Source organism: Pedobacter psychrodurus (assembly GCF_032678585.1).
Classification (GTDB): domain Bacteria; phylum Bacteroidota; class Bacteroidia; order Sphingobacteriales; family Sphingobacteriaceae; genus Pedobacter; species Pedobacter psychrodurus_A.
Window position 1 is genome coordinate 1 of the sequence record NZ_JAVTSN010000068.1, and the last position, 13,767, is coordinate 13,767.

Here is a 13,767-nt window from a genome sequence, read left to right on the forward strand (position 1 = left end):
ATCGAAATGACCACTCTAGGTATTAATCTTAGCCATTATAAACTGCAGCAAATTGCGTAGCAAAATCTTCCAGTTTGATTTTACCAACTGGGGTGATTTTTTTAGCTTCAAAATCTTCCCACAATACAGCACTTCTAATGGCAGTTCCCATTTCGACATAATTATTGGCAATTTCTACTGGCAAACCCGCCCCTACCATGCCATCAAATGCCTGGGTATCATCAAAGGCAACCCAGGGTAAGTCTGCTTTTCCGATGGCTGTTCCAAGCGCTAAGGCAACTTCGCTAAGCTTACGTTTATCGCTGGCGATATAAAGAATGCTTTTTCCGGCAAAGCCTTCATTTACTTTATTTGCCGCAGCCGCAGCAATATCTTTTGGATCGACCAAAACAATCGATTGGTCCGCACCATAATTAGAACCGATAATGCCAGCATGCTTGATCAGATCGATATTTGCATAAAAGTTATTGTAAAAGAAGGCAGGGCGAAGGACCAATAGATCGAGTTTTTCTAAGGTGTCGAAAATCTGCTCAACATCATGTAAACCTGCAATTGGCCCTGTACCATGATCCAAATGGGCACCAATACTGCTTAATAACACAACCTTTTTTACTCCTGCTGCTTTAACAGCATTTGCATAGTGCTGCCCAACACTTTTAATGTATCCTCTAAAATTGCTCGCAGAAAAATCTGGTGGAACCATCAGGTAAACCAAATCCGCACCTGTAAATGTGTTTACAAGGAAATTTTCGTCGCTTACCGAACCTATGGCTGCCTGTGCGCCGAGTTGGGCGATTTCTGCCGATTTTTCCAGGTTGCTGCTGATTACAGTTACTTCCTGCCCATCGGCAATTAATTGTGTTGCAAGTGGTCTGCTAATATTTCCAAGCGAACCTGTTATAATTATTTTCATGATTTATGATGTTTTTATCTACAGGCAAAGTTATATTTGTACTTACTTTTATACAAGTACTTACCCCAAAGTATGTAACATGACAGCCATTAAAGAAAACTCTACCTTAAACGCCAACAAAAAAAGCAGCCAGGCAACCTGTCCGGTAAGTTTTGTAATGAGCAAAATCGGCGGCCACTGGAAACCGATTATTTTATATCACCTTCTAAGCGGCACTAAAAGATACAGCGAACTGAAAAAGCTGATTCCGGCCATCACCGAAAAAATGCTGATCCAACACCTTAAGCAGATGCAAGAGGATAATCTGGTGATCCGCGAGTCGCAAAACGTAGTACCACCTTTTGTAACGTATAGCCTGAGCAACGAAGGCGAACAATTGCGAACCGTACTCGATGCCATGGTGGAATGGGCTTTTGCACAGGATTTTAAAATGGATTAAAATTATTTCGATACCTGTTGCAATAGCACTGCCCCGAAGCTTTGCAGCTTTCCCTTTTTCTAATTAATCAAAAAAATAAAGCACTACTAAAACAATTTAGTAAAGCCGGCGTTTATATTACAATTCCGGCGTGGTTTCCGGAATTCATTTGTTTGGTTAGTTGATAAGGGATCAATCTCAATTGAGTCCCTTTTCTTTTGCACAAAGCTTTCTGCAATCCGATCACTTTTTCCAACAATATTTTCTACATTCAAACTTTTAAATAAAGCATAGAATGGAAGAAATCAGATGGGGCATTATCGGCTGTGGAGATGTAACTGAAGTAAAAAGCGGACCTGCCTTTAATAAGGTAGCCAATTCTAAATTGGTAGCTGTAATGCGGCGAGATGGCGCCAAAGCTGCCGATTATGCCAAACGCCATAACGTCCCTAAGTGGTACGATGATGCTTCGAAACTGATCAGTGATCCTGAAGTTAATGCCATTTATATTGCTACCCCACCCCTACAACACGAAGCTTATACTATCGAAGCTCTAAAGGCAGGTAAAACCGTGTATGTAGAAAAACCCATGACTTTAGATGCGGCCGCTGCCCAACGCATGACGGACGCAGCGAACCAACTTAATGTAAAATTAAGTGTAGCCCATTACCGCCGTGCACAACCGATGTTTTTGAAAGTTAAAGCGCTGCTGGCAGCAAATACCATTGGCGATATCCGCCTGGTGCGGTTAAAAATGCTTCAACCACCAAATCCGGCACTCCTAGCCAAAACAGCAGACAACTGGCGGATCAATCCGGCCATTTCGGGCGGTGGTTTATTCCACGATCTGGCACCTCACCAGTTAGATTTAATGACTTATTATTTCGGAACTGTTAAAAACGCAATCGGTATCGCCACCAAACAACAGCAAAATACCGAGGTTGATGATCTGGTTACAGGCAATATTCTTTTCGAAAACGGGGTTGTTTTTAGTGGCACTTGGTGCTTTTCTGTGGCACCTCACGACCTAGCCGATAGTTGTGTGATTTATGGTTCGAAAGGACATATCAGTTTCCCGATGTTTGGCAATAAAATTAAAGTGACCACCGACCAATCAGCAGAATATGTTTTTAAACCCTTGCAACATGTGCAGCAACCCATGATCGAAAAAGTGGTTGATTACTTTTTAGGCAAAGGAGAAAATCCATGCAGTGGTGAAGATGCGCTGATCACAATGAAGTTGATGGATGATTTTAGGGGGAATAAATCATGAAAAGAATTACCCTATTTATTGCTTTAGCTATCATTTTTGTAAGTATTTTAACTTACTTCATCACTAATAAAAAAAGTGCCAGAGATTCTGAGAAATATTTTATTTCCACTGAAAAAGAAAGCAATGAACGTGTTAAAGTACTACATCTAGATGGCGTTTCGGAAGATGCATCGTACATTCTTCATACAACAAAGCTTTCATTTCCAATCAAAAGCGATGCGGTTGAAAATAAAGGTTATCAAGCTGATCCTAAACGTGAGTGGATCATCAATTTGATAAAAGTAAACGGCGAGGACTTTAATAAGAACGATATTGCCAAACTATTTGATTATGAATGGAGAACAAAATACTCATCTACAATATATGGCTATTCGGTAAAAAATCACCAATGGACTTATGCAGATACTGGAGATGCCCCTGATCATTTTAATAAGATAGAAATTGCGATTGATCTTTTAGATACCTACAACACTGAAACCCCTGATTACGATCCCAAAAAATTAGAACGTTACATAGTAGAGTTCCAAAAACGTGCAAAAAAGTTTCCTGACAAACTTCAATTCGAAAAAACCGAAGCGACACCGCATGCAATCTCCAAAGCAAAAAAAATCGTTCAGCTACATCAGGAATTCAACTTAGATGCGATTGTGATTCTTCAAGCAAAACAAGCTTTTAAAGGAACATCTGCATGGGATGCCCTCCAAAGCGTTGGACTAAGCTGGGGAGATGGCGACCTGTTTCATTGGATCAACACACATGATTATGGTGGAGATGAACATTTTAGCGTATGGACATCTACCGCTCCCAACTATTTTCTACCAGAAGAAGTTCGGGCTGGGAACATGAACCCTAAAGATCTTATTTTTGGCTTCTCTTTAGCCCGAAGCGTAGATCCGGAAAATGTTTTCGAAATCATGGTGGATGCAGCAAAGTATTGCCAGAAAAGATTGGGCGGAGTACTCCTGAACGGAGACGGCCAGCCCCTCAATCTCGACAATGAAAAATTAAAGCTCAAAATGTTTCTTTCCAAAATGAAACAGAAAGGAATTATCCCTGGCTCAAATGATGCATTAAAGAATTTTTGACAAATAACACTCTTGCATAACATACAACAAATTATCATTTAACACATTCCTGTTCATACTTATTTTGATTTGCTGTACATAGACACATCAAAACTTACCAGTTTTACCTTTGTCCTTTTTGCTGAACATTCGGTCAAATATCTTTTTAAATGTTTCTGACTGACGAGATTTTAAGGCAATAAATTCCCAGGCCTCGATAAGTAATGCTGCTATCATATCAAAACAATAAATTAATGGATAAAGTGGGTTTTTAGCTAAATACCAAAAACCCAATATAATTTTAGATGCTGACCACCAAACGCTTGCCATTAGCAACCTCAAGGTTCCAAAGGCTGGAAATATCCGCTAGTTTAACTTCAATGCTTTCTACTTTCAGTTTACCATCTGCCGCGAGCTGAAACATTTCAGGCAATATATCGGTAAATAACAGGCCAACTTGCTCTTTGCTCCAGCTACCCAGTCCTGAGCCTGTGAGCTGCAGATCTACACTTCTTAAATTGGCTGCCGATAACCGGATCAGATCGCCTCCCATACTGCCTACAGAAACAAACCTGATCTTATTCGTAAATGAACCCTGGCCCATTAAAGCCGACAACAGTAATTCGGCTGTACGGCCCCAGAGGTAATCGATCATCACATCTATGGGTTTTTCCTGGTGGCTTTGTTTTACTTTGTCCAGAAACGGTGTATCATCACCGGTAACCGGAATAATTTCGTCAGCACCAAGACTTAATAAATTTTGCAACGATTGTACATTCCTACCTGTTGCAATCACTTTTGAAGCGCCGTAATATTTTGCAATCTGCACGGCTACTATCCCTGTAAAACCTGTTGCGCCATTAATCAGCACCACATCGCCGGATTGAATGGCTGCCTTGAACCGTAAAGCCATGGCCGATCCAATAACTGCATTGGCCAATGCTGCCGCTGTTGCATCACTCAACCCCTCCGGTAATTTCACCATCCTTTGTTTATTGATAACGGCCTTTTCGGCGAGCATTCCACTTATGCCCATTCCATAAACCCGTGTACCATCATCGAGCAGGCATACCCCATCACCACCAATTACACGGCCAGTTGCTTTTGGGGCATCGCTCGAATAGTGTGTACCTGCTGCTTTGCCCTTATCGAAATGTTTAATGGCTACCGCCTTTACATGTACCAATATTTCCTGATCGTTTTGTGCTATTGGCTCTTCAAAGTCTACATATTGGGGCAATTCCCCTTTTTGATACATTACTGCTGCTTTCATCTTTTTTGTATTTTGTTGATACAAAGTTAGATTCAGCAGCAAGCCTTAACGATAACATATGTTACCGATTACCTCTTTTTAGCAGTGCGCTTTTAATACGGCTTAAGTGTACGCGGGTAACACCCAAATAAGAGGCAATATAATGTTGGGGCACGCGCTGTGCAATATGGGGTCTTTCTGTTAAGAGTTTTTGATAACGTTCTTCGGGTGTATCCCTGATGAAGGATACAAACTCGTTCATATAATGCATTTGCCGCTCGGCCAAAACATTTAAGATGACGTCAGCAAATCCGGCTACCTCGCGCAACTCGTTCATTAAGGCCTGTACTTTTGTTTTGTGGAGCAAATAAATAACCGAAGGTTCTATTGTTTCGATGGTAAATAGACTAGGTGTATTCTTTAAAAAACTTTCCAAGGAAGTTAAACCTTCCTTTTCAAAGAAAAACTGAACCGTTTTATCATCCCCCTGTTTATTTAACGCAGCGCGTAAACAGCCTTTTTCAACATAAAAATAATGATGGGATATTTTACCCTCTTCCAATAAAACGGTTTTTGCCGGAACTTCTTTCCGCTCCTGAAACTCCAGATATTTATCCCAATAAGGGTTTAACTGCGGAAATTTATCTTTAAAATGGAATAACATCTGTTCGTGGGTTCTTACAAATCTAATTTATTCCTAAAAGAAAACGACACACAAAACGGTTCTTATCGAAACTATTATTAGCCATCAACGTTTATTATTTACCCAACGCTACCTGTACTACCCCTAAAATGAAAATACTTATAAAATACCTGAAGCCACACCGAAAGCTCATTATCTTATCGCTTCTACTGGCCGCAGCAGCACAACTTTTAAGCCTACTCGATCCCATCATCTTCGGTAAAATTATCGACGATTATTCTACCAACAAACACCATTTAGGCGAGCGCCAGTTGATCAGCGAAGTTTTTTACTGGCTACTTATTGCGCTTGCCATTGCCTTGGTGGCCAGACTTTGCCGTTCGGTGCAGGAATTCATCACACGTAAAGCCGTGGCCCGTTTTGGCATGAATATTTTCAACGACGGCCTTAAACAAACCCTGCGCCTATCCTTTCAGGAATTTGAAGAAAGCCGCAGTGGCACCACGCTATCTGTATTGCAAAAAGTTAAAACCGACGCCGAACGTTTTATTAATGCCTTTATCAATATCCTTTTTTCTTCCTTGGTTGGGATCGGTTTTTTATTGTGGTACAGTTTAAACAAAAACTGGCTTTTGGTACCGGTATTTTTTATTGGGGTATTGGTGTTGGGTTCTTTAACCGGTTTACTCTCTAAAAAAATAAAAGCTATTCAGCGGTCCATTAACCGCCAGGCCGATAAACAGGCAGGAGTAATTACCGAAAGCCTGCGCAACATCGAGCTGGTAAAAAGTTTAGGTTTAACTTTTGCTGAAATCAGAAGGTTAAATGTACAAACCTTGAAAATTTTCGACCTTGAAATGTTAAAAGCCAGAAAAGTAAGTATGCTATCCTTTTTGCAGGGTAATCTGCTCAACCTTTTAAAACAATCGGTGCTTTTTATCTTACTCTGGCTTATTTTCCGGAAAATACTCAGTACCGGAGAACTGATTGCCATGCAGTTTATCTCCACCGCCATTTTTACACCATTACAGGATTTGGGCAATATGATCATCTTATACCGGGAGGCCGATGCTTCGCTTAAAACCTTTGATGGTTTAATGCAAAAACCAATAGAAACCCGTCCGGATAATGCGGTAGAACTGGATGCGCTGAAACGCCTTGAATTTAAAAATGTCGTTTTCAGACATAAAACTGCTGGTTATAATGCCATTGATGATATTTCTTTCGAAATCCAGAATGGAGAAACAGTAGCTTTTGTTGGTCCATCGGGCTCGGGTAAATCAACTTTAGTAAAACTTTTGGTTGGGCTTTACCTTCCGGTTGATGGAGAAATCCTTTTCAACGAAACCAGTTCTAAGCGTATCCGCTACAATCCTTTGCGCCGACAGATTGGCTTTGTTACGCAGGATACCCAACTTTATGCCGGTTCAATCAGGGATAACATGCGTTTTGTAAACCCAACAGCCAGCGAAGCAGATATTATGGAAGCTTTACGAAAGGCCTCTGCAACTGCGCTCATCACTAAAGCAGCACAAGGGATTGATACGGTTTTGGGCGAAAATGGCATGAAACTATCTGGAGGGGAAAAACAACGGATTTCTATTGCACGGGCATTATTAAGAAAACCCAGACTATTGATCTTCGATGAAGCCACTTCTGCGCTCGATTCGCTCACCGAAGAAGAAATATCGGCTACCATCCGCGAAATCTCCGATAGAAGAGAACAAATGACCATCCTTATTGCCCACCGCTTATCGACCATTATGCATGCAGATAAAATTTATGTACTCGAAAAGGGAAAAGTATCCGAAACAGGCAACCATACCGAACTACTCGAAAAGAAAGGATTGTATTATTCCATGTGGCGGCAACAGATTGGCGAGCGGAGGTAAGGTAAAAAGATTTTCACTGTATGATATTGCTTTAGTTCATATTGTAAAAAACAAACAACGAAAAATTTTATTGCTTTCGAAGCGCAAATTGTTCTGCAGGTAAATCAATTGGTCATTATTTAACCACAGATAAAAAGGATGCACACAGATAAAGATCCGTGTTTATCCCCGCCTGAGCGGCAGGGCAGGTGTGTACATCTGTGGTTAAAATCTCTTAACTTAACGACAGTAGGATAACGCTTCACCCGGGGCTAGATGGCCAAAACAGTGTTTCATATGGCAGGTTGCAAGGCGTAGACCTTTGTTTCTAAACCCGAAAGTAGCGGCAGCCTCCGATTTTTCCATCGGAGCTATAGCAAATGGCGGGACTAAAAACCGCCAGGAACTACTGCACTTTCATTTCAGAATCATAAAAACAGATATTGTCAATTTAAATACTGTTCCTTCTTTAGTAGTGAACAGATTTTTAGATCCGATTAAAATTTTACCTCGTAATTTTTACCGGCAAGTGTATTTATTTCTTTAAATTTTCCTTTATAGCTCACCTTACAAATGCCGCCCTTAGGAGCCAGTATTTTTGCGCCCGTTAATTTGCCATCATTCCAGTTCATATCCACTACAAAGTTACCTCTGGTGACAAAACCTTTAACAGCACCTGTTTTCCATTCAACAGGAAGTGCGGGCAATAACTCGATATAGCCCTGGTGGCTTTGCAATAACATTTCTGAAATACCTGCACCACCACCAAAATTTCCATCAATCTGGAAAGGCGGATGGGCACCAAACAAATTGGCATAAATACCACCACCGCCATATTTCACTTCGGCATCTTTACCTACAAAACGCATTAATTTTTTCACGGCATCGTAAGCACGTTCTCCATTTTGCATCCTCGCCCATAAATTTATCCGCCAGGTAATGGCCCAGCCCGTACCTTCATTTGTACGCAATTCGAGCGATTTACGCACCGCATCAGCCAATTTTGGTGTAGCGGCCGTTGTTATACTATAACCAGGATAGGCTGAAAATAAATGCGATAAATGGCGATGGTGTGGCTCTTTATCTTTCCAATCGTGATACCACTCCTGCAAATTTCCGGCTTGTCCGATCTGATATGGATAAAGTTTGGCCATTGCCGCCTTCACTTTGGCCTGCATAGGCATATCAACCTTTAATATTTCTGCAGTTTTTAAATAATCGGTAAATAATTCTCTGATCATAGCCATATCGGCAGTACTACCATATAAGGTTTGCCCAACATATCCTTTATCGGTGATATACACATTTTCGGGTGAGGTTGATGGTGCAGTTACCAGATAACCTTTAGGATCTGCTGTTAAAAAATCTAAACAAAACTCCACCGAGCCTTTGATTGCAGGATAAGCCTGTTTGCGAAGAAAAGTTTCATCTTTGGTAAAGGCATAATGTTCCCACAAATGCGTACTTAACCAAACACCACCCATTGGCCAGTTGGCCCAACATGGATCGCCTTCCCCACTATCGCCTACAGGATTTGTCATGGCCCACATGTTACTGTTGTGGTGACAAACCCAGCCACCTGCTCCATAAAAGTTTTGTGCTGTGATCGTACCCGGTTTAACCAGTCTATCTATAAAATCCAATAACGGCTGATGCATTTCTGAAAGGTTTGCAGCCTCTGCTCCCCAGTAATTCATCTCTGCATTAATATTGGTGGTATAATTACTACTCCAAGGTGGACGGACAGATTCGTTCCAGATGCCCTGTAAATTAGCAGGCAACCCGCCTTGTCTGGAAGAACTGATCAATAAATACCTGCTATATTGATAAAAAAGGGCGATTAAACTATTATCAGTTTTACCCGTAGCAAAACGATTGAGCCTATCTATGGTGGATAATTTTTCATTTTCAGTATCACCCAACTGCAAGGAAACGCGATCAAAATACTTCCTGAAATCATTAAGATGCGCCGTTTTTAAACTTTGATAGGTTTTGTTTGCAACATTTTCGAAATAAGCTGTTGCTATCGTATTTTCAGCTTTGCCCTCTAAACCGGGGTGTTTATCAATACCATTATAACTGGTAGCCATAGAAAGTGCCAAAACCACTTCACTAGCGCCATTGATTGTTAAGGTTGTATCTGATAAATTTTGTTTTCCATCCGTTTTTAAAACCTTTAACATCGATACAAAACGCATGGCATTTGTGGTATCATTCACGATTGCATTGGCAATATTCCCTCTGTAATTTGGTTCGGTATGCACCGGAGCCCAACCTTTCATCATCAACATCCTCGATTTAACCAAACTCCTGGCCAGCAATTTACTATCGAAATTGCACGAAAAGTTAAGTTTATCTTTCCCGGTAGCGGTTAATCTAAATATAATCAGCTGTTGGGGATGAGAGGCAAAGGTTTCGCGGGTATAAGTAGTACCATCAGTGCTGTAAGTTACCTTTGATATCGCATTTTGAATGTCCAGTTCTCGTTTATAATTATTTGCCTCACCTTTGTTATTAAAATTGAAATACAAATTACCCAAAGGCATAAAGGCTTCAGAATATGGCCCCTGCATAAAATGAGCAAGCGAATCGGCTTTTTTGTAATTCTCCGAAAAAAGTGCGGTTCTGATTGACCCAAGATAATTTTTGGCATTAGGGTTCACATTCGAAGCATCAATCGGCCCACCCGACCATAAAGTGGCTTCGTTTAAGGAAATACGTTCTTTGTGTACGCCACCATAAACCATAGCACCCAAGCGGCCATTACCCAAAGGCAAAGCTTCTTCAAACTGTGTTGCAGGTTTGGTATACCAGAGTTTAAGCGCATGATTTTCCTGAGCTAAAACAAATGTATAAATACAAGCAAAAAAGGCGGTTAAACAAAACTTCATATTAATTTGGTTAGGAAATAAAATATGCTGTAAATAAAACAAAAAACCAGTCCAAACTATACACTGATTTTTGCAAATACATAAACTTAATTATCAATAGTTAAGCTTAATGTCTGATTTAATATCTTGCTCAAACATTTCTTTTAACGCTATTTCAGGCTTTTCAGCACCAAACTGATTCCCTTTAATTTTCACAGCTGTGCAGGCAAAAAAGTTAAACGCTGCTCGTTTTTTACCTGCAGGCATAAAATTTGATTTTTCGATCTTGTTATTGATAAAGCTTAATCCATTTGTACTTTTTGCCGATAACAAGGGGTAATCGAACAGTTTAAAAGTATTGTTTTCGATCCTGATATTCCGGTGCACATAATAGTTTTTAACCAGCTCTCGGTTTTCCGGATTGATCTTAATGGCATAACTATCGGGCGCACTGTTAAAACCACATTCAATAAACTGGTTATTGCGGATGGTTACATCGGTTACCGGTCCCGATTCGTACCAGCCCATGGCATCATTTTCAATTAAAATAGCATGCATCCCCGTACGGTAGTAAACATTGTTTTCGATCAGTACTTTTCGCCTTGTGGTAATCAGCGTTCCGCGCGAGATGGTCCCCTCGAACCTGGAATTTGTAATTTTTACAGCGGGTGTCCAGGTTACATTTTCTAACGCGTCGCCCACTTTCAGCTCAGCAGAAAAGGGTTTTTCCATTTCGACCAGGATTTCCCTTTCTGATATTAATTTTGCGGTTTTGATTATACCCTGTTCAAAAATCTGAAGGGCAGCACTGTGAAGGTAAGCTACCGTATCTCCTTTTATAAAAGCATTAAAACCATAACTTTGGTGGTGCATAAACTTTAATTTTAAGGTGTTTGGCGATACGATTTCGCTTACTTTTAAATGGGTACCATGCACATTCACCGGATCGTCGTGCAGGCCGTTAAACCGGCAATTATTAATGGTAATCTGCCCTTTACAGCCCGAAAAGTGCATCCCATCTGCTGAAGAGGCAATTACACGGCCGCTTCCAGGTTCTGGAGCAACGGACACACTGTCGTAACTCAGGTTGTCGCAAAACTGCGAAACAATGCCCAAACCATGCATCGAGTACATATTGATACGGTGTAAACTGATATTTTTAGAACGGTTGTTAAACGCCCCCACGTAATCGCGGTAACGGTCTCTAACCGTTAACACATCGCCAGGTTGGGCATTGAATTTCGAAAAATCACCAGTAAACTTCACTTTAAGCGGTCCTGTTTTTTCCGCCTTGCTTTTCAAAAAAGGCTCCCAACCGCTATACGATAAAGTGCCCTGGCTTGGCCTTACCGACACGGCGTGGTGGTTTTTAGCAATCCATTTTTCGCCATACCATTCCAACCGGCCATTAATAATTGCAAATTTACTATCGGGATGAATATTGGCTGTAACTGATGTTGGTGTAATTTCCTGTAGAGTCATTTCCGACATCCCCGGTCGTTCATAGTTAATGGATATGTTTTGTAGACGGATATTTTCACTGCCATCAATTACCCAGGTGATCATTTTACCGTGAAAAACAAAAACAGATCCATTACCTTCTAAAATCACATTTTTTAAATCTTTTAGATACAATCCGACTTTCTGTTTTTTTATTGGAAATTCTTCTTCAGAAGAGGTATTCGAAATGTAGTAGCTTGTTTCGGTAGCGCTATCAGGCCAGAAATCATACCTCCCCTTTGGGAAGTTTAACACAGATGCCGGCTGACTTTTAGTGGCTTCGATTGCTTTTTTCACACTTGTTGTGGCATCGGCAAAGCTGTTTGCCTGGGCGCCATACTGGCTAACATCAATGGTTTGGGCATTTAATTGCAAATAGCAGCTTAATAATGCCAGAATAAAGTATTTTCTCATAACATGTACAGACCTCCAAAGTACAGTGCACTTTGGAGGTCTGCATAATATAGATATTGCCTTTTAAAATTCTATAATATTATTGGTGTTTTCTATTCCAGTGCTAAATTATAAGGCTATTCCTTATTTTACTTTACTGGTATCAACCTCCCAATTATCGGTTCTGAAGGGTGCCACAGGTAAACCAGCATGGCTAAAAAGATTGCCTATTCCTGCATTGCTAAATTGATAGCGCACGGCTTTGGGACTTTTTAACTGTTTACTTGAAACAAAAAGTTTATTCCCTTTTATTTTAACCTGTGCAGGATAAAACACCTTATTTTCATCTGCTATAAAAATTTCTTTTGGATCCTTCCCTTTTATGGTCAATCCTGTTTCAGCGTAATCAAATTCGATGATGATGTTGCTTTTATCTACTGTAAACGATTTAAAAACCGGACTTTTATAATCAGTTTTTTTCAGCTTATAGGTATCGGCTAAAGCCAGGTTGGCCAGACGGATACCAACATCTTTTTTATTTGAAGGATGAATATTTAAAGTGTCATTAACCAGATCGGAAACCACAACCATTCCGGTTTTTGGTGTAGACAGGTTTTTGCTTTGGGCTTCTCTCAGCAATGCACCAACATTATATTTTTCATATTTAAATGGGGCTATCTGAACATAATAAAATGGAAGTTCGGCATTCCATGCCTTACGCCAGGCACCGATCATGGTATTGATGAGCTCAGTATAACTTGCCGAAGTATTTTTATTGCTCTCCCCCTGATACCAGATCGCGCCAGCAATATTATAATTCACTATTGGCGCAATCATGGCATTGTAAGCATAACCGGGTGTTACCGGCCACCAGGCGGTGGGTTCATTTTTTGCAGCGGCATCTTTTAATAGCGTATTACTTTCTACCAAACTATCAGGCGTCCATACTTCTGCGGGTGTACCGCCCCAATTGCTGTTAATTAATCCTATTGCAACGTTTAAATCCTGATTGAGCTGTTTACCAAAATAGTAACCAACCACACTAAAGACTTTTAATGCCGTACTGTCGCAAACGGCCCAACTGCTATTAATATTGTTTTGCGGTGTTTCTGAAGTCCTTTTTGGCACATTAAACAACCTGATGTTTAATTTATTTAGCTGCTCGAATTCGCTTTTAACACTTTTAATGCCCAGGTTGTAGCTCCATTCCATATTCGATTGTCCACTACAGATCCACACCTCTCCAATCATTACATTTTCAAGCACAATTTTATTTTCGCCTTCAAAAACGATCGAGTACGGACCACCCGCCTGTGGCACCTGAATATCAACTTTCCAGTTTGCATTGCCATCAGCCACAGTTTCTATGGTCTTATTATCCCAGGAAGTGCTAATCTTAACTTTTTCACCTGGTGTAGCCCAACCCCATAATTTGGTAGTTGCTTTTTGTTGCAATACCATGCCGCTACTCAATATACCGGGTAGCTGGATGTTGGCATAAAGTGAAAAATGGATAAAAAATAAGAAGAGAAAGAAAAGGTGTTTTTTCATTTGGTTTGGTTTTGGTTTT

10 protein-coding genes are annotated in these 13,767 nt (G+C 40.5%); 4 read left to right on the plus strand and 6 right to left on the minus strand.

Features of this window, described 5'->3' with window-relative positions:
• Nucleotides 1-28: 28 nt before the first annotated feature.
• Entirely contained in the window at nt 29-913 is an 885-nt protein-coding gene (locus tag R2S57_RS28170) for an NAD(P)H-binding protein (RefSeq protein ID WP_316848253.1), read from the minus strand.
• A 79-nt stretch (nt 914-992) separates the two neighbouring features.
• On the opposite strand from R2S57_RS28170, the gene R2S57_RS28175 reads away from it, so the two are divergent.
• The 3 genes from R2S57_RS28175 to R2S57_RS28185 all read left to right on the plus strand — a co-directional run bounded on the left by R2S57_RS28175 (nt 993) and on the right by R2S57_RS28185 (nt 3,689).
• Nucleotides 993-1,352: a helix-turn-helix domain-containing protein gene (locus R2S57_RS28175; RefSeq protein ID WP_316848254.1), complete on the plus strand. Its 360-nt coding sequence runs from the start codon at nt 993-995 to the stop codon at nt 1,350-1,352.
• A gap of 274 nt (nt 1,353-1,626) precedes the next feature.
• Nucleotides 1,627-2,604: a Gfo/Idh/MocA family oxidoreductase gene (locus tag R2S57_RS28180; RefSeq protein ID WP_316848255.1), complete on the plus strand. Its 978-nt coding sequence runs from the start codon at nt 1,627-1,629 to the stop codon at nt 2,602-2,604.
• Nucleotides 2,601-3,689 (plus strand): cell division protein ZipA C-terminal FtsZ-binding domain-containing protein, encoded by a 1,089-nt coding sequence (locus R2S57_RS28185; RefSeq protein WP_316848256.1) that lies wholly within the window; start codon nt 2,601-2,603, stop codon nt 3,687-3,689. Before R2S57_RS28180 ends, R2S57_RS28185 begins: the two co-directional genes overlap by 4 nt.
• A 280-nt stretch (nt 3,690-3,969) precedes the next feature.
• Here the strand turns inward: R2S57_RS28185 and R2S57_RS28190 are convergent, their stop codons facing one another.
• Nucleotides 3,970-4,941, minus strand: coding sequence for a zinc-binding alcohol dehydrogenase family protein (locus R2S57_RS28190; protein ID WP_316848257.1), 972 nt, complete (start codon nt 4,939-4,941; stop codon nt 3,970-3,972).
• Between the two features lie 61 nt (nt 4,942-5,002).
• Nucleotides 5,003-5,584, minus strand: coding sequence for a Crp/Fnr family transcriptional regulator (locus R2S57_RS28195; RefSeq protein ID WP_316848258.1), 582 nt, complete (start codon nt 5,582-5,584; stop codon nt 5,003-5,005).
• 128 nt (nt 5,585-5,712) lie between these two features.
• Here R2S57_RS28195 and R2S57_RS28200 point away from each other — a divergent pair, with 128 nt between their 5' ends.
• On the plus strand, nt 5,713-7,455 hold the full coding sequence (locus tag R2S57_RS28200) for an ABC transporter ATP-binding protein (protein WP_316848259.1): 1,743 nt from the start codon (nt 5,713-5,715) through the stop codon (nt 7,453-7,455).
• 476 nt (nt 7,456-7,931) lie between these two features.
• On the opposite strand, the gene R2S57_RS28205 is transcribed toward R2S57_RS28200, so the two are convergent.
• The 3 genes from R2S57_RS28205 to R2S57_RS28215 all read right to left on the minus strand — a co-directional run bounded on the left by R2S57_RS28205 (nt 7,932) and on the right by R2S57_RS28215 (nt 13,748).
• Complete coding sequence (locus R2S57_RS28205) at nt 7,932-10,325, minus strand: glycoside hydrolase family 95 protein (RefSeq protein WP_316848260.1); 2,394 nt, start codon at nt 10,323-10,325, stop codon at nt 7,932-7,934.
• Between the two features lie 93 nt (nt 10,326-10,418).
• Nucleotides 10,419-12,218 (minus strand): right-handed parallel beta-helix repeat-containing protein, encoded by a 1,800-nt coding sequence (locus tag R2S57_RS28210; RefSeq protein WP_316848261.1) that lies wholly within the window; start codon nt 12,216-12,218, stop codon nt 10,419-10,421.
• 123 nt (nt 12,219-12,341) lie between these two features.
• Nucleotides 12,342-13,748: a sialate O-acetylesterase gene (locus R2S57_RS28215; RefSeq protein WP_316848262.1), complete on the minus strand. Its 1,407-nt coding sequence runs from the start codon at nt 13,746-13,748 to the stop codon at nt 12,342-12,344.
• Nucleotides 13,749-13,767 lie beyond the last annotated feature (19 nt).